Genomic DNA, 21,421 nt, shown 5'->3' on the forward strand with positions numbered 1-21,421 from the left:
CAATATATATAATCAATATGGCATGGTTTAAAAAGACAAAGGAATTAAAAGCAGAGAAAAAGGGGAAAATTCCAGAGGGTTTGTGGGTTAAATGTGAAGGATGCAAGGAGATTATTTATAAGAAAGAAATCGAAAAAAATCTCAAAGTATGTCCGAAATGCAATTACCATTTCAGAATTAGTGCACGCGAAAGATTAAAGCTACTTGTTGATGAAGGAAGTTTTGTTGAAATCAATGAAGGGCTCGAATCTGTTGATCCTCTCCATTTTAATGATAAGATTTCCTATAAAGACAGGCTAAAAGAGAACCAGAAAAAAACTAATTTAAGAGATGCTGTAATTTCTGGCAATGCACTTATAAAAGGATATCCAATCAGTCTTATTGTTATGGATTTCTCCTTTATGGGCGGAAGTATGGGATCTGTTGTCGGAGAAAAAGTAGCAAGGGCTGCAGAGAGAGCTATTGAAGAAAGGCATTCACTGCTTGCAGTCTCATCATCAGGTGGCGCAAGAATGCAGGAAGGAATCTTTTCACTAATGCAGATGGCAAAAGTTTCCTCTGTAATAGCCAGACTTAAAGATGCCGATCTTCTATATATATCAATATTATGTGACCCGACCTTTGGAGGTGTTACCGCAAGTTTTGCAAGTCTTGGAGACATTATTATTGCTGAACCTAAAAGTCTGATTGGTTTTGCCGGCCCACGGGTAATCGAGCAGACTATTAAACAACCATTACCAGATGATTTCCAGAGGGCTGATTTTCTTCTCGAACATGGCCTCATTGACATAATAGTAGATAGAAAAAACCTCAGGGATACGATCGCTAAGCTCTTTGAACTTCTTTTATGAGCTATAGCGAAACAGTCAATTATCTTTACAATCTTCAGAAATACGGCATTAAATTCGGACTTGAGAATATTCAGCGGCTAATGTCATCTCTCGATAATCCCCATAAAGCATTCCGTTTCGTTCATGTTGCTGGAACAAATGGTAAAGGCTCGACTTCAGCGATGATTGCATCGCTGCTTAAAAAAACTGGTTTAAAAGTGGGGCTCTTTACTTCACCACACCTTGTTAGTTTCACAGAGAGAATAAGGGTTAACGGAGATGAAATAACTGAAAATGAGGTAATCAGCCTCGCATCTCATATTAAAAAAGTTGTTGAAAAAATTGAGGATTTTTCGCCAACCTTTTTTGAAACAGTAACAGCAATGGCAATACTCTATTTCAAAGAAAAAAAGATTGACATAGCAGTCATGGAGGTTGGCATGGGCGGTAGGCTCGATGCAACAAATATAATACTTCCAGAAGTTTCTGTTATTACATCAATAAGTTTTGACCACAGGGAATTTCTCGGCGACTCTCTTGAAGATATCGCTCGTGAGAAGGCAGGTATTATCAAGAAAGGCATCCCGGTTGTAACAGCCAGGCAAGAAATTCCTGCCGATAAGTTGATAAAAAAAACTGCTGATCTGATGGGTTCGCCACTTTACATATATGGCAGAGATTTTGGAGGATTAATCAGGGCATCGGATATAAGAGGAATTACTATGAAATACTTTGATAATATAACATCTATCGATGATATCTTTATTCCACTTGCGGGAGAGCATCAGCTTATTAATTCATGTATTGCAATTAAATCTGTTCTTCTTTTAACAGAGAAACTTAAAAGAAACCTTTTACTCTCATCTGTGAAGCAAGCATTCTGCGATCTCAAATGGCCCGGAAGGCTGGAATTTATTGCGGCTGATCCTCCTGTTCTTATAGACGGCGCACATAATCCTTCTGCTGCAAAGGCTCTTTCAGACACATTAAAAACAACCTTTAAAAACAGGTTTAAAAAAATTATTATGATACTCGGTGTAATGGCTGATAAAGATATCAGCGGAATTATGGAACCCCTCCTCCCCTTAGCTGATGAGATTATCTTTACAACACCTGCATATAGCAGAGCTGCATCCCCTGAAAAACTTAAACAAGTTGCGAAATCATTGGGTTTCAGCAATATGCAAACTGCACAAACAGTTAAAGATGCAATAGAAACTGCCACACAACTCGCTCTTAGAAAACAGAATCCTCTTATTATGATAACAGGCTCTTTTTATACAATAGGTGAAGCAAAGGAAGTTCTCGGACAGAAAGGAGTTCTTACAAATCTGCGCGAATGAAAACAAGAGAAAAAAAACAAATACCTCAATTAAACTATAAGCACCTCAGACGTTTGATACTCGTGTCATTGCGAGCCCTCAAAATGCTTTCGGGGAACGAACATTACACTTGCAATGACAATTCTTATAGCTGGATTGTAGAAGTATTATTATTCATACTACCGACGTGTATCTTTGTCCTTCTTCTTTCACCTTCCCATGTTTATGCTGCAGAAGAGCAAACTAACATCGTTGCTGATAACCTTCAATATCTAAAAGAGACATCCACCTACATTGCTACCGGGAAAGTGAAGATTCAAAAGACTGATGTTGTTATTGAAGCTGATGAGATAATCTATAATGAACAGACCTCGGATATGGTTGCAACAGGGAATGTAACTTACAAAGACCCTGATGTTTCGATAAATGCAGATAAGGTATCTATGAACCTTAATAAAAAAACAGGGAAAATCCTTAATGCAAAAATCTTTTATAAAAAAGACAACTACCACATTTATGGAAAAGAGATTGAAAAAAAAGGCGAAAATTATTATTCAAGTCCAGAAGCTATGTTTACAACGTGCGATGGTCTGAATCCTTCATGGTGCTTTAAAGGAGAAGACATTGAGGCTATAGTTGGCGATACACTAAAAGCCAGAAATGCATCTTTTCGTATAAAAAATATTCCATTACTATACAGCCCTTATTTTAGTGCACCTGTTCTTGCAGACAGGGAAACAGGTCTTTTAATCCCGCTGATTGGATATAGCGACATAAGGGGCTTTAATTTGAATATCCCGTTTTACTGGGCAATCTCAGAGAATCGTGATGCAACATTTTATCTTGACATCTATACAAAGCGTGGATTGGGACAGGGGCTGGAATATCGGTATGTTGAACCTTTTAATATCAGGGGAGAATGGTGGCTTTATCACTTACAGGATAATGAACTCCGTAAAGACTATTACGAGTTCAAAGGAGTCCATAAGCATTTCTCCTCAAACAGTATCGGCGGATTTTTGAATGTAAATCTTGTGAATGAGAAAGACTTTTATAGAGAATTTAAAACAAACCTCGAGATACAGTCTAATCGCTTCCTTGAATCAATAGGTGAGATATCGATTCCGTTCACTCAATCACGTCTATTCTTTCTCTCACAATACTGGATTGACCTAAGAGAAAATACCTTACCTGTCTCACAAAAACTTCCTGAAGTTGGCCTTATTTTAAATAATCATGAGGTTGGTCCTGTATGGTTTTTCAATTCAGCAACTGTATCAAATCTATGGAGAGAAGAAGGATTACGCGGACAGAGGGTTGACCTATATCCGAGTATATTTCATACATTTGGAAGTGATCTCACTGTTTCGCAGATGTTATCTTTTCGTGAGACAGCATATTTTTTTCAAGATTACGATGAAGACAGTCTTCACAGGGAATCTCTGGAATACTCCATTAAAGTAAATACGAGATTTATGAAGAATTACAGTAAATTTATACATGTTATTGAACCAACTTTAAGTTATACTCTTATTTCAAATTCAGAGGAAGACATTCCGGTTTTTGATTCAACTGAATTTTTCAATAAGACTTCCTTAATCGAGCTTGCCCTGCTCAACAGGATTATTCAAAGTAAAGGTGAGTTTATTGTCTTCAGGGCATCACAGGGCTTTGATTCAAATAAAGGAGACAGACCCTTCCGGCCATTGAAATTTGAGTTGGGGATAAAACTACCTGTTCAATTAAGGCTCGAGGCCGATTATAACGTAAATACAGGCAGAATGACGAGCATCATTTCTGACATCAGGGCGACCATAAATGGAGTAACGTTATTTACTTCCCAGATATATAATAAGAAACATAATACAACATATTACCGTACAGGAATCGGAGTCCATCCATTTAAGCCCTTATATCTCCATGGAAGGTTCTGGTATGATGCTGAGGAAAATGAGACAAAAGAGATTGCGTTGAATATAAGATACCTGAGCCAGTGCTGGGGTTTATTAACCGAAGTCATAAAAAGACCCGATGATTTTATTATCTCCGTTATGTTTGAGCTGAAAGGGATAACAAATCTGTTCAAGCTTTATTAATTTTTCATTTTTCCTATTACCTTTTGAATAGTTTCAACGATTTCATCAACTGAGGTTTTTTCCGTATCCACAATCATTTCGGGATTGAGCGGTTCTTCATATGGAGCTGTTAATCCGGGCACGGGCCAGCCAGCGGCGCCCTTCTGATAAATATCTCTGGGTGCCTTGTGCGTATCAATCCTTTTTTGTTCGCGCTCCTTGCAGATTTGAATCGGGCATTTCAAATATATCTCTGCATATCGGGGAATTAATTGTCTTGCAAGGTCTCGCCATCTCCTCATATTTCCTGTTGCATCAATGATAACGTTGTGTCCAAGTTCAGTTAGCATCCAGGCTATAAAGACTATCGCACGATATAGTATTTCTCTCTCAGAATCAGAATATGTTGGTTCAGGCGTAACAACCTTTCTCAACTCATCCATCCTGAGTATAATAAATTCAGGATAAACATTCTTTAAGACCTCAGCCACTGTGCTCTTGCCGCTCCCGGGCAGCCCTGTTATCCAGATTGCCATTCCTTTCATTTCAGACAAAGCTTAGTATTTTTTTTATAGGAAATCAAGAACATTAATACCATCTAATATCCGCTCCCCCTTTATCCCCTTCCCTCAAGGGATGGAAGAAATTGCGGATACATTATAAAATTATGGGAAAGTAAGCCTTTTTGTATTCCATCACGGAAAAGTGATTGCGTTTATTAACAGTAATATGCTATTATCTTCCTGAAGCTTAAAGGAGTGTTTGTTGTATAGAATCATCAGAGCATTCTGAAGCAAGGTTTTTTATGACATTACCTCTTTATGCATGCTTCAAATTTTTTTTGAAAGGAGGGGTGTCATCATGGCAAAAGGTACTGTTAAGTGGTTTAATGAGTCAAAAGGCTATGGCTTTATCACCAAAGAAGATGGCGGTGATGTTTTTGCTCATTACTCAGCTATCGAAGGCAATGGGTTTAAAACCCTTGCTGAAGGCGATAAGGTGAGCTTTGATGTTGTTAATGGAGATAAAGGTCCAAAGGCAACAAAGATTGTAAAACTGTAATCTAAGAAACCAGGCTCTGATTAGACAGAGCCTGGTTTCCATCTCCCCAATGAACTAAAGCCCTCAAAAAGACTAAAGGCAAGAAAAAATTAGTATTTTCTATACTGTTAATTCATAATTTTTATATAAAATCATTGCAAAAATAAAAATTTAAGAGGATTTTTTATTAAAACCAAAGTATTGAACCGTTTATTGTGTTATACTAAAGACTTAAAATATAACGAATATGTCATATCGAGCATGGTTTGAATGCATAAACCCTGAGTGTAAAGCAACCTACCCGCTTAACTCAATTATTTATCGCTGTAAAGATTGCGGGGAATTATTGGAAGTTCGGCATGACATTCAAGCCCTTTCAAATATTGATCCAAAAGCATGGACAAAGCTCTTCGACGAACGTTATAAGTCCACAGAGTGGCCATATGGCTCAGGTGTATGGGGGAAAAAGGAATGGGTTCTACCAGAGATTAACAACGATAACATTGTTTCTCTTTACGAAGGAGGCACAAATCTTTTCTGGGCTGAACGGTTCGGAAAGATGTTAGGACTTGATGATCTCTGGATCAAACTCTGTGGCAACTCTCACAGTGGTTCATTTAAAGACCTTGGGATGACAGTGCTTGTATCCCAGGTAAAACAGATGATTAGTGAAGGTGCACCAATCAAGGCGGTTGCCTGCGCCTCTACAGGAGATACCTCAGCAGCACTGGCTGTATATTGTGCAGCAGCCGGAATACAATCTATCGTTCTTCTGCCTAAAGGCAAAATATCAATTGCACAGCTTGTTCAGCCTATCTCCAATGGCTCACTTGTATTGTCTCTGGACACTGATTTTGACGGTTGCATGCATGTTGTCAAGGAAATCACAAAAGACGAAACAATATATCTTGCAAATTCGATGAACTCCTTAAGAATCGAAGGTCAAAAAACTGTTGGCATTGAGATCATTCAGCAGTTCGACTGGGAAACCCCTGATGTTATTATCATCCCTGGAGGCAACCTTGGAAACGTCTCTGCACTTGGAAATGGGCTCCTTATGATGCGTGATCTTGGTCTGATTTCAAAACTACCGCGTATTGTTGTTGCACAGGCTGAACGAGCCAATCCACTTTATCGTTCATATCTTAAAAATTTTGAAACATTCGAGCCTATTGAAGCTCAAAAGACACTGGCCAGTGCTATTCAGATAGGCAATCCAGTAAGTGTTAATAAAGCTATCCGAACTCTTAAGCAGTTTAATGGTATTGTCGAACAGGCAACAGAACAAGAACTTGCCGATGCTGCTGCATTAGGGGATACCACTGGCATGTTCAACGACCCTCATACAGGGGTAGCGCTGGCAGTTTTGATTAAATTAATTACTTCAGGAAAGATTGACAAATCTGAACGTATTGTTGTTATCTCTACAGCTCACGGGCTTAAATTCACTGACTTCAAGGTTCGTTATCATGAGGGCACCCTTGAATTTCCGAGCCACTTTGCAAACAAACCCATCGAACTGCCACCCAGCATAGATGCAGTTAAGGAAGTTCTTCAGCAAGCTCTTAAGAAGAGGAGGAATCCCATGGCGAAAAAATCTTCAAAAACAAAAATTTGGAAACCAGCAACGCTCGCAATTCACGGCCTAAAAAGAATTCCTAAAGCACATTATTCGGTTTCCACTCCCATTGTTCAAACCTCTAATTACTATTTCGATTCCACTGCTGAAGTATTGGAGTTCATGAAAGCAAAAAAGGCTGGCAATCTGGTTCGTGAACATGAATATGGCCGATACGGGAATCCAACTCAACAGGAATGTGAACGGAAACTTGCTGCTATCGAAGGTGCTGAAAGGGCTATGCTTTTTGCTACAGGAATGAGTGCAGTGATTATGACCTTGCTTGCCTACATGAGACGAAACGGCCATATAATTTTCACAAATGATTGCTACCGTCAGACACGTGACTTTGCCACAAAGCTACAAGCAGAATTCGGGATTGAAGTCTCACTGGTAGACCCGAATGCTGATGCTATTTCGAGAGCAATTCAACCCAATACAAATATAATCTTCACTGAATCCCCGACAAATCCTTATCTTCGGGTATTGGATATTAAATCAGTTGTGAAAGTTGCGCAAAAGCACAATTTAATGACCATAATTGATGCAACACTGGCAACCCCTTATAATATCAAGCCTTTAGAAATGGGTGTGGATATTGTCATCCATTCTGCTACAAAATACCTTGGTGGCCACAATGACTTGCTGGCTGGGGTCGTGCTCGGGAAACAAGAAATTCTTAACGAACTTAATACTATGCAGCGCATGATAGGCGCTACCCCTGGTCCTTTTACCTGTTTTCTACTTGAACGTGGACTAAAAACCTTTGCACTCCGGATGGAACATCACAATAGGGCTGGCTTGACTATCGCCCGTATGCTTGAATCACATCCAAAAATTGAAAAGGTATGGTATCCAGGACTCGATTCTCATCCTGACCACAAAATTGCTGTTCAGCAAATGAGCGGATTTGGAAGTGTCATAACTTTTCTTATTAAAGGTGGGGCAAAAGAAACCCGAAAGTTTATTGATTCACTTGAGCTTTTTCTTATAACACCCAGTCTTGGAGGCAGTGAAAGTCTTGTTACCCAGATGGCAACCATGTCATTCTTTGATTACCCTGAGGAATACAGACGCTCAATCGGCATGGTAGATAATTTAGTACGCATTGCTCTGGGATTAGAAGATGTTGATGATCTTATCTTTGATTTAAATCAGGCATTAGACAAGATCTGAATATAGCTATTATCATCCTTCTACGATACTATACTCATTCCACATAAACCAGTTACCCGTGTCTGATAGAAATGAATGCGTATTCTCAAGAATTGAATAGTGCTCCTGCTCATCTTTTATAATACATTCAAAAAATTTCCTCTCCAAAGGATCACTTGCATTTGAAGCAGCCTGCTGATAGAATTTGATTGTCTCTTCCTCCATCTTCATAGCTATTTCAAGGGCATGTAAATCATCGGATGTTGAGGACACACGCTGTAACATTTCTTGCTTATTCTTCTCAAAAATACTCTTCATGTCCTGCAAAGGTGTTGTTTCAGATGGGCTAAATTCCTGACCATGCGTAACCTTGTTTGCACATGCGATATGATATTTCTCATCTTCTGCAATGCTCAGAAACATCTTCTTTCCGAATGGATTATTAGTTTTCGCCGCACATTTTGTATAGAAATCTATAGCCTCCTGCTCCATTTTCATAGCTATTTCAATAGCATTCATTTTTCCTCCTTGATAAGCACCTTGCTTTGTAAGTTTTTATGCCGAGTAGTTTTGCAGACTATATTAACATATAATAATCTAAAGCGTGCATGTAGCGAGCAGAAGCATCACCTATAACTTATAAAAAATAATTCTGATTTACAATTTAATGGTATTTATTCTATAGTAAAATAACTTTTAGAGTTATGGCACCCCCAGAGACTTTAAAAGCCTCTGGGGTTTTTTATTTAGACAGAAAAAAAGGAGAATAATCATGGAAAAGAAGCTTTACGTTGGAAATATCTCATTCAAGGCAACAGAAGAAGATATAAGAGAAATTTTTTCAAAAACAGGTGAAGTTGAATCAGTCAAGATAATAAAAGATATATATACAGGGAATCCAAAAGGTTTTGGGTTTGTTGAAATGGCTACTGCAGAAGATGCCCATAAAGCAGTAGAAGCACTAAATGGAACTATGTTTATGGAAAGAATACTATCTGTTGATGAAGCAAGACCTCAGAAAGCGCGGCAGAAAAGAAACTCTAAAAGTGGTTTTGAAAAAGGAAGAAGTAATTTTGGCAAAAACAGAGGCACTGGTAGGGGATGGAGATAAACGATCTTGGATATAAAAGTTTATGGTAATGATATAGAAAAAGCTCTCAAATCTCTTAAGCGTCAACTCCAGAAAGAAGGATTGTTTAAAGAGATCAAACAGAGAAGTTTTTTTGAAAAGCCTTCTGAAAAAGAGAAAAGAAAAAAAAGAGAAGCGAAAAGGAAAAGAATAAAAGCTTTGAGATTTAAAAGGTCTGTTTAACTTTTAAAAGGAGAAAAAAATGGGACAAGCAAAAATTGGTGATACTGTAAAAGTTCATTACACGGGCAAATTAAACGATGGAACCATATTTGATACCTCTGAAGGCCGTGAACCACTGAAATTTACGATTGGGGAAGGTCATATTATTCCAGGATTTGAGCAGGCGATAATTGGGATGAGCATCAATGAATCAAAGACCATTAAAATCCCCTCTGATAATGCATATGGTCCATATCGTAAAGAAATGGTAGTAGTAGTGCAACGAAATCAATTACCTTCTCATATAAAACCAGAAAAAGGTCTACATTTAAGGATTCCAGGTCCGGATGGACAGGGTTTTGTGGTAATTATAACTGACATGTCTGATTCGACTATTACGTTAGATGGAAATCATCCGCTTGCAGGGAAAGACCTTACATTTGATATTCAGCTAATAGAAATAGCCTGAAATGATTATTATTTTTTAGTCTCTTCGCAGAAACTTTAGTAAGCAAGGTTTATTTTGGTCAATCTGCTCCTTCAGAAATAACAGTGAGCAAAGACATCTCTTTCATTTTTTCCTCTATGAGATTTATAATAAAAAAAATTTAAAGACGATGCTAACAGGTTATAACACCAATATCGCCTATAAAAACAAAGTTTACCATATTCAGACTGAGGATAGTGGACAGAACAATCCAGTCATAGTATCCCTACTCTATTTCCAGGGTGCAATCCTTGCATCGAAAAAAACAAGCTATGCACATCTTTTGAATGATACCAATTTCAGAACAAAAGTCAGGGAGATGATGAAGGAACAGCATAAAACTATGATAAAAGAGCTTCTCGAGGGTAAACATACCCCTGATTTAAAAGAAAAAACTCTTGAAGAACAGCAAACAGAACAATCTCTCAAACAACCTGTTAAAAAAACTGATGAACAGGCTATTCAAAAACCTCAGAGTCTTGATGAAATACTTTTAAACTACATTATGAAAAGGGAAAAATAAATGAAAAAAGATATTACAGATTCAGTGATTAGCAATTTAAAAGAAAAAGCAAGGTCTCTCAGAATAGAAGTCCTGAGGATGCTTACCGATGCAGGCTCAGGTCATACCGGTGGATCATTATCAGCAGCAGATATTGTCACCGCACTTTATTTTTATAAAATGAAACATAACCCGGAAAATCCCCAATGGAGAGAACGGGACAGGTTCATTCTTTCTAAAGGTCATGCAGCACCGATACTTTATGCCGCACTTGCAATCTCAGGATATTTTGACAGAGCTTTACTTAAAACTTTGCGAAAACTTGGCAGTCCGTTGCAAGGACATCCATGTTCCAAGATGCTGGCTGGAATAGAAATCTCAACAGGTTCATTGGGACAGGGACTTTCAATTTCAAATGGTATTGCATTAGGTCTAAAGCTCGATGGGTTGACCTCACGCGTATACTGTCTTCTCGGAGATGGTGAGATTCAAGAGGGTCAAGTGTGGGAAGCTGCCATGACATCTTCACATTACAAACTTGATAATCTCTGCGCAATAATTGATAATAATGGGCTTCAAATAGATGGGCACTGTTGTGACGTCATGCATATCGAGCCAATTGTAAATAAATGGAGGGCATTCGGATGGCATGTCATTGATATAGATGGACATGACATGAAAGCTATAATTGAAGCCTTGAATCAGGCTGATAATGTTAAAAAGAAACCAACCATGATAGTTGCCAGGACAGTTAAAGGAAAGGGAGTATCAATATTTGAAGGTAAGGTTCAATACCATGGAATTGCACCAACACAAGAAGAACTCGAAATTGCAATAAAGGAGCTTGGGAGCTAATGGGAAAAATATTAGAGAATATAACAAACACACAAAGAAAACCAACTGCTACAAGAGATGCTTATGGAGAAGCACTTCTTGCATTAGGCAGAAAAAGATCAGATGTTGTTGTTCTTGATGCTGACCTGTCTGGTTCTACAAAGACTGGTAAATTTGCAAAAGCATTCCCTGATAGGTTTTTTAATCTTGGAGTTGCCGAACAAGACATGATTGGCACAGCAGGTGGGCTGGCATTGGCTGGTAAACTTCCATTTGCTTCTACATTCGCAATATTCGAAACTGGCAGGGCATGGGAACAGATACGTCAGACAATCTGTTACTCTAACCTCAATGTCAAACTTGTTGCAACACACAGTGGTATAACAGTTGGAGAGGATGGTGCATCCCATCAGGCAATAGAAGACGTTGCACTTATGAGAGTACTTCCAAATATGACAGTTATAGTTCCTTCGGACGGCAATGAAACCATGAAAGCAATAGAAGCAATAGCGGATTATTACGGACCTGTATATGTCCGGCTGGGCAGGCCAAAGGTTCCAAATGTCATGCCCGAGGACTATGAATTCAATATTGGCAAGGCTTATACTTTCCACATAGGGAAAGATGTGAATATCATTGCAATGGGTATCATGGTAGCAATGTCACTTGAGGCAGCAGAAATTCTGAAGGGAAAGGGAATAGATGCCGGGGTCATCAATATGTCAACAATAAAACCCATTGACACAGAAACAATAATAAGAGCTGCAAAATCATGTAAACTTATTGTAACCGCAGAAGAGCATTCTATCATAGGAGGACTCGGTGGTGCTGTTAGTGAATTTTTATCTGAACATTATCCAATTCTTATCAAAAGAATCGGCATAAAAGACAACTTTGGATGCTCTGGTCCTTCAGACGAATTATTGAAATTATACGGACTTACTCCTGAGCATATTATAAAAACAGTACTAAATTTTCTTAAAGAAAATAAAAAAGCAGGCAAATGAATTTCACATCTTAAAAATTTCGATTTCAAAGAATGATAAAATTCAATCAAGTTTCAAAACATTACGATACACATACAGCTTTAAGAAAGATAACTTTTTCCATTTCAAAAGGCGAGATGGTTTTTGTTACCGGGCCAAGCGGTTCTGGAAAAACCACACTTCTTAAACTTATCTATCTTGCAGAAAAACCTGATGAGGGAAATATTTCTGTTGGTGAATGGGAACTTAATAAACTCAAAGACTCAAGCATCCCTATATTGAGAAGAAATATCGGCGTAATTTTTCAGGACTTCAGACTTCTTTATAATAAGACTGTATTTGATAATGTTGCTATCTCTCTTCGGATAAGAGGAGAGGATGATAGGGATTTTAAGGCCAGTGTATTTGAGGCACTAAAATTAGTAGGTCTCAGACATAAGGCTGACTATTACCCAGGATATCTATCCGGAGGGGAACAGCAGCGTGTCTCAATAGCAAGAGCTATTGTCTCAGAACCAACTATACTCCTTGCTGATGAGCCCACAGGAAATGTTGACCCAGATACTTCTGCAGGAATAATAAGGACTTTTAAAGATATTAATGCTAAAGGAACAACTATTATAATTGCAACACATAATAGAGAACTTTTCAGAAATACTGGAAGAAGGGTGCTAAGGCTTGACTTTGGAAATCTCGTCGGCGAGGAAAAGGGTTAAATGAGACTTCCATATGCATTCAGACTCGCTTTTCAAAGCATTCTTCATGAGAAATGGATCAATCTTCTCTCTATATTTACTATAGCAACAGGTCTCCTTTTTACAGCGATCACAATGATTTCTATTTATAATATCCATTTGCTTACACAGAAACTTCCTGATAAATTTTCGATTATGGCATATTTGAAAGACAATATTTCTCAGAATGAGATTGATAATATAATCAACACAGCAAGAAAAAATAGTATTGTTGATAAAGTAATCCATATACCAAAAGAACAAGCCCTTAAAGAGCTTAAGAATACCTTAAAAAATACAGATTACATACTTGAAGGTCTTGGAGGCAATCCACTTCCTGATACCATAGAGATAAAACTTAAACGAGAATCTGTATCACCTGAGAATGTAAGAAATTTATCTATTAGTTTGAAAGATATATACGGCATAGATGAAGTAGAATACGGCGAACAGTTTTTGTCCTCCATATACTCCATCAATATGGGCATTCAGACAATTGGAATTGTTTTCATAATAATCATGTCTACTGGTATGATTTTCGTCTGTTATAGTACTGTTAAGATACTATTTTACAGAAAAAATATTGAGATAGAAACTTATAAACTATTAGGTGCTACAAAAGGGTTCATACGTGCGCCTTTTCTGATAGAGGGTGCAGTAATTGGGTTAGGCAGTGGTATTATAAGTCTTATTGAGATTTTTCTAATATATTATCTGTTTATTCTAAAATTCAGCCTTACAATGCCTTTATTTAAAGCTTTTATCTTCCCTGTAAATTTTTGCTTAATCCTTCCACTCACAGGTCTATTCATCGGGATAACTGGCGCAATTATAGCTATCGGGAGGATACGATATTAAAAGTTAATGATGTTAAAAAATCCAAGAGAAGAATATCTTATTAGAAAGAGAAATCTGATTGTTTCAGCTTTCAACTTAATATTAATTTTATTCACTCTTTTCTTTTTACATTGTCCTTTGCTGTTTGCTGAAACACCGGAGGCTGAATACAAAAAAATCCAAAAAGAAATAAAGACACATGAACAGAAGCTTAAAGAAGTAAAAAAGCGTGAATTCTCTGTTTTATCTGAAATTGAAAATACAAATAAACAATTGAAAAAAATTGACTCTGATCTAAAAAAATACAGGAATAAAATCATACAAACTAATAGCAAAATATCGGAAATTGAATTTGAAATATCTCAGCACAAAAGCAATATTGAAAGAAACAGCAAGTGGATAAAAAGAAAATTGAGAGCCATTCATAAATATGGATATTACTCAGATATTATGATGTTGTTTATGAATTCAACAGACATTTCGCAAATAATCAGAAATGGAAAATACTTACAGTATATTGTTAAAAAAGAACACGCCCAATTAAAACTTTACACTGAAACAGTTCAAAGCCTTAGCATGAAAGAAAAGCAATTGATGGCATTGCGAGAGGAACTTTTGAATGACACAAAAAGGGTTAAGGAGGAAGAACAATTACTTGCGCAACGAAAAAGAAGCAAAGAAATTTTTCTCGCCTCTATAAAATCTGAGGAATCTACATATAAAAAAATGCTTAAAGAACTAAAAGATGCTTCAAACCGGCTCATTGAGATTATACGGAAATCTGAAAAGACAGAGGATGAAGAAGGTTTCTCTACTACTAATTTTGCAAAACTTAGAGGAAAACTTCCTTGGCCAGTTGAAGGCAAGGTAGTTATACCGTATGGTTCTCAAAAAGACCCTCAATTTAATACTCCTATTTTTAGAAGTGGCACCTATATTAAAGCTGATAATGACAAAATTGCAAAAGCTGTCCATAGTGGGAAAGTAGTATTTGCTGAATGGTTTAAAGGTTATGGCCAACTCGTTATTGTCAACCATGGTAGTGGATATCACACATTATATGGCAGCCTTTCCGAGATTTTCACAAAAGTTGGAGATATAATAAAAGTTAGTCAGGCTATTGGAAGGATTGGGACTTCAGGTATAATAGATGTACCTGGCCTTTATTTTGAATTAAGATATAAAGGAAAACCCCTCGACCCGATAAGATGGTTGAAAAGTAGATAAATCTGGAGGAAAGAAAAATATGATTAAAAGGATTTTAGAGAAAAGAAAATTGCTAATAGTGATACTTATATTCACATTTGCAACTGCAGGTGTTTTTGCCGGAAGATGGACAATTCGAACTGTAATTGCAGAAGATGCATATGAAGACCTGAAAATTTTTACAGAATCCCTATCTATTGTTAGAAAAAACTATGTCGAAGAGGTAAAACCAAAAGACCTTGTTTATGGCGCTATTAAGGGTATGCTTGCATCACTCGATCCACATTCTGCCTTTATGACTCCTGAACAGTATAAAGAAATGCAAATAGACACTAAAGGAGAATTTGGCGGTGTCGGTATTCAGATAGGCATAAAGGATGGAATGCTTACGGTCATTGCACCAATTGAGGATACACCTGCCTATAAAGTTGGCATAAAAGCTGGTGATAAGATTATAAAAATAGATGATGAATTTACAAAAGACATGACCCTTCAAGATGCTGTAAATAAAATGAGAGGGATCCCATCAACAACAGTTAAGATTACCATAATTCGTGAAGGATGGAAAGAAACAAGAGATTTTGTTATAACACGTGAGATTATAAAAATTGATAGTGTTAAGACAAAAATTATTGAAGATAACATTGGATATGTAAAAATAAACCAATTTCAAGAGCAGACTGCCTCTGAACTCTCTGAGGGGTTAAAAAATTTATCAAAAAATAACATTGACTCAATAATTCTTGATTTGCGCAATAATCCAGGTGGGCTCCTCAATGCTGCAGTGGATGTCACAAGCCAATTTCTTCCAGAAGGAAAAATAATTGTATCAATAAAAGATAAAAAAGGTGAAAAGATAGAATATCGAAGTGAGAAATCTGATATTAATATATCACTTCCCATGATAGTCCTGGTTAATCAGGGTAGTGCAAGTGCATCTGAAATAGTTGCAGGTGCTCTCAAGGACTGGAATAGGGCTGTCATTATGGGAACACAGACATTTGGAAAAGGTTCTGTACAATCAGTAATTCCTCTTGGAGATGGCTCTGCTTTGAGGCTAACAACGGCAAGATATTATACACCAAAGGGCACATCAATACAGACAACAGGCATTACACCAGATATTCTTGTAAAATTGGTGATAAATGGAGAAGAAAAAGCAGGGCATCCAGCAATCCGTGAGAAAGACCTAAAAAGACATCTTGAAAATGATGAAAAAGAACAAAAACCTTCTGAACCCGAAGAGATAATTCCAATAGAAGTAGACGAAAATGAAGATATGCAGCTACAGAGAGCTATAGACCTTCTCAAAACATGGAAGGTCTTTAAACATTTACCCAAGGCATCATGACCAAGAATATTTATGTCAAGGATTATTATTGATATTGAAACAGTAGGAAAAGATTTTGAATCACTCGACAGACCTATACAGGAATACCTTTTGCGATATGCTGAATCTGAAGATGAGAAGGATGAAATAAAAGACCGCCTTTCTTTTTATCCTTTAACTGCGGAAATTGTCACAATTGGTCTATTAGATCCGGACAAAAATAAGGGATTTGTATTTTATCAAACTAAAGGTGATCCATTGCTTCCATTTGAAGAAGATAGCGTTCAATATGAAACAGGTACAGAAAAAGAAATCCTCGAAAAATTCTGGCATCTTATACCAACTTATAATCAAATCATTACCTTTAACGGTAGAAGTTTTGATTGCCCATTTATTCTGATCCGTTCCGCTATACATAAGATAAAGCCTAATAAGGAATTAATACCAAACAGATATAGTGACTCCCATATAGACCTACTCGATCAACTCACCTTTTTTGGTGTATCTCGCCGGAAGTTCAGTCTTGATATGTGGTGCAGGGCTTTCGGGATAAAAAGCCCCAAGGAAGATGGAATAACAGGTTATGAAATTAAGGACCTATTTAAAAAAGGCCGATTTCTTGATATCGCGAGATACTGTGTTGGAGATTTAAAAGCAACTGCTCAGCTTTTATCAATATGGGAAAATTATATAAAGTTTTAGTCACAGGACTATCTTTATATACTTTTATAGATAATCATTTACCCTTTGGTAGTCAAAATCATTGCTATCAAGAACATTATTTATGAACCTGAATATTAGCTCTCTCTGCTCTTGTGTGAGTTCAGGATAAAAAACAGGATTGGCAACAACTACTCCCCGAAATGCAAAAAAAGGTGCTAAAATTTTTGTAATATCTACGTCTTTAGATTTATCTATGTATTCATCAAAAAAAAGTGTAAGACTTTCAAGATATGAACCCCTAATATCACCATAATTTTTGATAGAAAAAAATATATAATTTATAGTTAGTGCTGTAATATCATCCGCTGGCTCACCCCATGGTCCACGACTCCTGTCAAGTAAAACAAAATCAGTACTTCTGACTCCTGATATCTGACTGCTACTCTCTTTAAACCATATATTGCCGGGATGAAAGTCTCCATGTATCTGTGATAAACGTTTATAAAGTGGCTTTAATTGATAAATATAATCAACTGATTTTTTAATTATTTCAGACATTCTCGCATAACTCAATGTTCCTTCTGGATAGGTATCAAGCACTCCCATAAGACACTCTCCATGTCCGATTGTATCTCTTAATTTCCTCCAATATAATGTTTTTGAATCTTTTCTAACACTATGGATTTCTGCAAGATACGAAGTCATAATTTCTATCTTTTTAATATCATAAGCATCAATATGATTCTTTCTTGAAAATTCATTCAGGTCATAAAAATAATTCATACCTTCTGCTTTTTCCATTAGAAGATAATATTCTTTTCCACCTCCAATTGATTTGATTGTTCCATCGTGCATTTCAGAGAGAACATCAATCGCCCTAACATGTTTTGGCAGGTTCTTATATTCATCAAGGTCGAGCAGGAATACCGAGGCTCTGTCCGATGGATAATCATGTCCTAACCCTTCAGAAAGGAGCGTCTTGATAACATATGATTTAACTCCTTCCAGACTCTCCAATTCTAAGAGAAAACCTGACCCCTGCACACCAGATCCAAGCTTTTTTACATTGACATTAATAATGCCCTTAAAATTTTCTATCAAATATTTCCTGATTGCATCTTCATTAATCATTTGAGATTATTTTTTGGCAGATTGTTATAATACGCAAATCGTTAACATATTCTTTATCCAGAATATTTTGACACCAATTAGCTACTTTAATTCTCCAAAATTTTCCTCATATCTTTTAGAGAATTCCTCAAAGGTATAGCGGTGCTCTTGTGTCCCATATTTTTCTATAGCATAAACTGCTGCAACCGTTCCCATTTTTGCAGCAGTCTGTATATCCTTACCGAGAACCATGCCTTTCAACAAACCCGCCCTGTATGCGTCGCCTGCACCTGTAGGATCAATAATATCTAAAGTTTTTATTGATGGAATTTCTATTATATATTCCTTTGTGCTAATTATTGACCCCTTCTCACCCAGTGTTGTAATGATTGTTTCAGTTAATTTTAACAATTGATGCTTTTCTAACCCCGTTAATCTCTTTATTATCTCAAGTTCGTAATCATTCGAAATCAACATCATTGAACCATCTATCCACTCCAAAAGATCTCTCGAATGCCATTTTGACAGGGATTGACCTGGGTCACAGATATACCTGACATCCCTGTCTTTACATTGCCTTGCATAAACCATCATATCTTCAATATTTCCTGGCGCAATAAGCACGAGAGAATCGTCAGGATTTTCACTATCCAATTGGTAACCTGAAGGATATTTCATTGCTCCGGGATTGAATCCTGTTATCTGATTATCTGCCTTATCTGTTGTTATATAAGCACCTGCTGTAAATTCCTCGTGTATTATCTTAATGCCATCTGTTGGTATATTATTAATTTTTAACCATTCAAAATAATTATGATAGTCTTTTCCGATCGTTGCAAGAATAAAAGGTCTTTCATTCAGTAGGCTCAGTGTGTATGCAATATTGCCTGCGGTTCCGCCAAATTTTTCAACCATACCGTTTACGTTGAAACAAACATTCAGTACATGTATTTTATCAGGCAGGATATAATCAGAAAACTTGCCTGGAAAGTCCATGATTCTGTCATATGCAAGAGATCCAGAAATATATATATTCACACAATAAACCGATTTCTTAATTTATCTTTGTAAAGTTCTAAGTTCATCCAGAAGAGTGTCTCTGTTTTTTAACAGTTCGGACTTTTTCTGCTGAATGTTAGATAATTCTTTTTGCAATGGCTCTATTTCATTTTCTAATTGTCTTAGTTGAAAGGTGTTATAAACCTTTTTACTTGATTTCTGATTTATTTCTGTAACAAGTCTTGACTCTTTCTCCTCAAGTGACCTAATTTCAGAGAGAATAGAATCCAGATCCTTCTGCAATGCATTTCGTCTAATATCTTTCTCATCAGAAGGAGCCGGCATATTGTTCGAACGTAGCGTCTCCTGTGTCTCTTTTGTTTCACTTCTTATGAAGTCTTTCATGGGTTCTTCGCTCTCTTCTATTTTTTCAATATCCTTCTTGTATAAAGTCATTGAGCCTGTGCTGAAATATATCGAAATTTCTTCCTGTCCCTCAGTATAAGAAATAACATCTGGAATCACAGAACCGTTTTTTAAATAAATTTTATAGGCAGCTTCGGAATAACCTGGCATCAAAAAAATCAAAAGCAATAAAATTATCTGAATCATTGAGACCTCCTTAATTCATACAAAATCTTTTCTGCAACTTTTTTATTGAAGCCTTTCAATTTAGCTATTTGATTAACATCAGCACTCTTTATACTTTCTATACTACCAAAAACTCTTAAAAGTTCAAGCCTTCTCTTTATTCCTACACCCGGAATCTTCCCAAGTGGAGATAATAGAATTTTTTTGCTCCTTAATTTCCTATGATACTCTATAGCAAATCTATGAGTCTCATCTCTTATTTTTTTAAGCATTAATGCCGCTTGACTTCTATCTTCAAGGCTTATCTCTGAAGTAATTTTTGTAAGGAAAGCCCTATCTGGATGTTTTGCTATAGCAACAAGAGAAGGAGTTTTTTTTAATATATTTATATTTCTTTCAATAACCTTGCTTGCTCTTTCAAGATGCCCTTTACCTCCGTCAATAATCACAAGGTCTGGCAGAGAACCACCGAGGTTGCCTATAATACGACTTATGATTTCTTCCATCATAGAATAATCATCAATCGTTTTTACCGATTTTACCTTCATTCTCCTGTACATATCTTTTTTGAACTCACCATCAGCCCAATAAACAAAGGCACCAACAGCCTCGTCACCTGATATAGATGAAACATCAAATGCTCCGATACTTTCAGGTTTCTTTTCGAGATATAATTTCTCCTTTATTTCTTCAAGAATTTCCTCTGTCTTCTCTATTTTCCTCGATCGCAAGACAAACTGTGCATTTTCAATTGCCATATCCAGAAGTTCCTTTTTCTTTCCCGATGTTGGCAGTATTATTTTTACCTGTTCTCCTCTACGGTGGGTCAACCACATCTCAAGTGATTCCATATCATCTGGTAATATTGATGTAACAATTTCTGTGGGAGGAATAATCTCCTTTGAATAAAATTGAGACAAGAAGGCGTGCATCATCTCCGAATCTGTAACATCTACATTTTTTCTGATTAAAAAATCTTTTGAACCGATCGTAATTCCTTTACGAATAAATAGCAATAGAATTACAACTTCTGTATCTTCTCTATAAAAACCAGCTATATCAATATCTTCAAGTTCAGGAACAATTACTTTCTGTGATAACCATACCTGTTCAATTGATTTAATTCTATCCCGCAGTTTTGCAGCATCTTCAAATTTCATCTCATCTGAAAGATTTATCATTCTCTTCTTGAGTACTCCAATAAGATCCTTTCTTTTACCACTAAGAAAAAGTCTTACTTCGTCTATGTGTTTCATATATTCTTCCCTGCTTATATAGCCTGCACATGGCGCAAAACACCTTCCCATCTGATATTGAATACATGGTCTTATTTTCTTATCAAGAACGAACCGACAGTGCCTTAAATAAAAATTCTTCCTGATAAAAGCAAGTGTCTCCCACATTGAGCTGGCTGGCACATATGGCCCAAAATATAATGCGCCATCCTTTTTTATCTTTCTTACAACTTCTAATTTTGGCCATTCCTCATTTATAGTTAATTTCAGATATGGGTAGTTCTTATCATCTCTGAGAATGATATTAAATTTTGGCCTGAACTGTTTTATGAGATTTGCTTCAAGCACAAAAGCTTCCAGCTCATTACTTGTAACGATATATGAAATATCACTCACCTCTCTCATCATAGAGACTTTACGATTGTCAAGGCTTGATGTTTGCTGAAAATAACTTCTGAGGCGGTTCTTAAGATTTTTTGCTTTTCCTACATATAGAGCTTTCTCTTTTGCATTTTTAAAAATATAGACACCAGTATTTGGAGGTATGGTTGAGATTTTAGGCAGCATAATAAATA

At 36.6% G+C, this 21,421-nt stretch carries 22 protein-coding genes; 16 read left to right on the top strand and 6 right to left on the bottom strand.

The features are described 5' to 3' along the window. The first annotated feature begins 17 nt into the window (after positions 1-17). The 3 genes from HXY53_04080 to HXY53_04090 all read left to right on the top strand — a co-directional run bounded on the left by HXY53_04080 (position 18) and on the right by HXY53_04090 (position 4,248). The gene (locus tag HXY53_04080) at positions 18-851 is read left to right on the top strand and encodes an acetyl-CoA carboxylase carboxyltransferase subunit beta (protein NWF75747.1); all 834 of its coding nucleotides are present in this window, start codon (positions 18-20) and stop codon (positions 849-851) included. Continuing rightward, positions 848-2,173, top strand: a complete 1,326-nt coding sequence (locus tag HXY53_04085) for a bifunctional folylpolyglutamate synthase/dihydrofolate synthase (protein ID NWF75748.1) — start codon at positions 848-850, stop codon at positions 2,171-2,173. Before HXY53_04080 ends, HXY53_04085 begins: the two co-directional genes overlap by 4 nt. Before the next feature lie 83 nt (positions 2,174-2,256). Further along, positions 2,257-4,248, top strand: coding sequence for an LPS-assembly protein LptD (locus tag HXY53_04090; protein ID NWF75749.1), 1,992 nt, complete (start codon positions 2,257-2,259; stop codon positions 4,246-4,248). On the opposite strand, the gene HXY53_04095 is transcribed toward HXY53_04090, so the two are convergent. After that, on the bottom strand, positions 4,245-4,763 hold the full coding sequence (locus tag HXY53_04095) for an adenylyl-sulfate kinase (protein NWF75750.1): 519 nt from the start codon (positions 4,761-4,763) through the stop codon (positions 4,245-4,247). The two genes, HXY53_04090 and HXY53_04095, sit on opposite strands and share 4 nt — an antisense overlap. A 325-nt stretch (positions 4,764-5,088) precedes the next feature. Here HXY53_04095 and HXY53_04100 point away from each other — a divergent pair, with 325 nt between their 5' ends. Then, a complete protein-coding gene (locus HXY53_04100; protein NWF75751.1) occupies positions 5,089-5,289 on the top strand; it encodes a cold-shock protein in 201 nt (66 codons plus the stop codon). 226 nt (positions 5,290-5,515) lie between these two features. After that, positions 5,516-8,062: a threonine synthase gene (thrC, locus tag HXY53_04105; GenBank protein ID NWF75752.1), complete on the top strand. Its 2,547-nt coding sequence runs from the start codon at positions 5,516-5,518 to the stop codon at positions 8,060-8,062. A gap of 12 nt (positions 8,063-8,074) precedes the next feature. On the opposite strand, the gene HXY53_04110 is transcribed toward thrC, so the two are convergent. Further along, on the bottom strand, positions 8,075-8,560 hold the full coding sequence (locus HXY53_04110; protein NWF75753.1) for a ferritin family protein: 486 nt from the start codon (positions 8,558-8,560) through the stop codon (positions 8,075-8,077). A 253-nt stretch (positions 8,561-8,813) separates the two neighbouring features. Between HXY53_04110 and HXY53_04115 the strand changes: the two genes are divergently transcribed. The 11 genes from HXY53_04115 to HXY53_04165 all read left to right on the top strand — a co-directional run bounded on the left by HXY53_04115 (position 8,814) and on the right by HXY53_04165 (position 16,950). Further along, positions 8,814-9,152 carry an RNA-binding protein gene (locus HXY53_04115; GenBank protein ID NWF75754.1) on the top strand — a complete coding sequence of 113 codons (339 nt, stop codon included), beginning with the start codon at positions 8,814-8,816 and terminating at the stop codon, positions 9,150-9,152. A 6-nt stretch (positions 9,153-9,158) separates the two neighbouring features. After that, on the top strand, positions 9,159-9,353 hold the full coding sequence (locus tag HXY53_04120) for a 30S ribosomal protein S21 (protein ID NWF75755.1): 195 nt from the start codon (positions 9,159-9,161) through the stop codon (positions 9,351-9,353). Positions 9,354-9,372: 19 nt separating this feature from the next. After that, positions 9,373-9,801, top strand: a complete 429-nt coding sequence (locus HXY53_04125; protein NWF75756.1) for a peptidylprolyl isomerase — start codon at positions 9,373-9,375, stop codon at positions 9,799-9,801. A gap of 148 nt (positions 9,802-9,949) precedes the next feature. Beyond that, positions 9,950-10,342: a hypothetical protein gene (locus HXY53_04130; GenBank protein ID NWF75757.1), complete on the top strand. Its 393-nt coding sequence runs from the start codon at positions 9,950-9,952 to the stop codon at positions 10,340-10,342. After that, the gene (locus HXY53_04135; GenBank protein ID NWF75758.1) at positions 10,343-11,176 is read left to right on the top strand and encodes a transketolase; all 834 of its coding nucleotides are present in this window, start codon (positions 10,343-10,345) and stop codon (positions 11,174-11,176) included. Further along, a complete protein-coding gene (locus tag HXY53_04140; protein ID NWF75759.1) occupies positions 11,176-12,162 on the top strand; it encodes a transketolase family protein in 987 nt (328 codons plus the stop codon). Before HXY53_04135 ends, HXY53_04140 begins: the two co-directional genes overlap by 1 nt. 32 nt (positions 12,163-12,194) lie before the next feature. After that, the gene (gene ftsE / locus HXY53_04145) at positions 12,195-12,857 is read left to right on the top strand and encodes a cell division ATP-binding protein FtsE (GenBank protein ID NWF75760.1); all 663 of its coding nucleotides are present in this window, start codon (positions 12,195-12,197) and stop codon (positions 12,855-12,857) included. Further along, entirely contained in the window at positions 12,858-13,733 is an 876-nt protein-coding gene (locus HXY53_04150; GenBank protein NWF75761.1) for an ABC transporter permease, read from the top strand. A 6-nt stretch (positions 13,734-13,739) separates the two neighbouring features. Continuing rightward, a complete protein-coding gene (locus HXY53_04155; GenBank protein ID NWF75762.1) occupies positions 13,740-14,939 on the top strand; it encodes a peptidoglycan DD-metalloendopeptidase family protein in 1,200 nt (399 codons plus the stop codon). A 19-nt stretch (positions 14,940-14,958) separates the two neighbouring features. Next, positions 14,959-16,269, top strand: a complete 1,311-nt coding sequence (locus HXY53_04160) for a S41 family peptidase (protein ID NWF75763.1) — start codon at positions 14,959-14,961, stop codon at positions 16,267-16,269. Positions 16,270-16,281: 12 nt separating this feature from the next. After that, positions 16,282-16,950 carry a ribonuclease H-like domain-containing protein gene (locus HXY53_04165; GenBank protein NWF75764.1) on the top strand — a complete coding sequence of 223 codons (669 nt, stop codon included), beginning with the start codon at positions 16,282-16,284 and terminating at the stop codon, positions 16,948-16,950. Positions 16,951-16,974: 24 nt separating this feature from the next. Here the strand turns inward: HXY53_04165 and HXY53_04170 are convergent, their stop codons facing one another. The 4 genes from HXY53_04170 to uvrC form a co-directional block, all read right to left on the bottom strand. Further along, positions 16,975-18,042, bottom strand: coding sequence for an aminoglycoside phosphotransferase family protein (locus tag HXY53_04170; protein ID NWF75765.1), 1,068 nt, complete (start codon positions 18,040-18,042; stop codon positions 16,975-16,977). 81 nt (positions 18,043-18,123) lie between these two features. Beyond that, complete coding sequence (locus tag HXY53_04175) at positions 18,124-19,059, bottom strand: carbohydrate kinase family protein (GenBank protein NWF75766.1); 936 nt, start codon at positions 19,057-19,059, stop codon at positions 18,124-18,126. Positions 19,060-19,080: 21 nt separating this feature from the next. Next, positions 19,081-19,632: a hypothetical protein gene (locus tag HXY53_04180; protein NWF75767.1), complete on the bottom strand. Its 552-nt coding sequence runs from the start codon at positions 19,630-19,632 to the stop codon at positions 19,081-19,083. Beyond that, complete coding sequence (gene uvrC / locus HXY53_04185; GenBank protein NWF75768.1) at positions 19,629-21,413, bottom strand: excinuclease ABC subunit UvrC; 1,785 nt, start codon at positions 21,411-21,413, stop codon at positions 19,629-19,631. The genes HXY53_04180 and uvrC overlap by 4 nt, the downstream gene beginning before the upstream one ends. Positions 21,414-21,421 lie beyond the last annotated feature (8 nt).

Source organism: Nitrospirota bacterium, assembly GCA_013388455.1.
Taxonomy (GTDB): Bacteria; Nitrospirota; Thermodesulfovibrionia; order Thermodesulfovibrionales; family SM23-35; genus JACAFF01.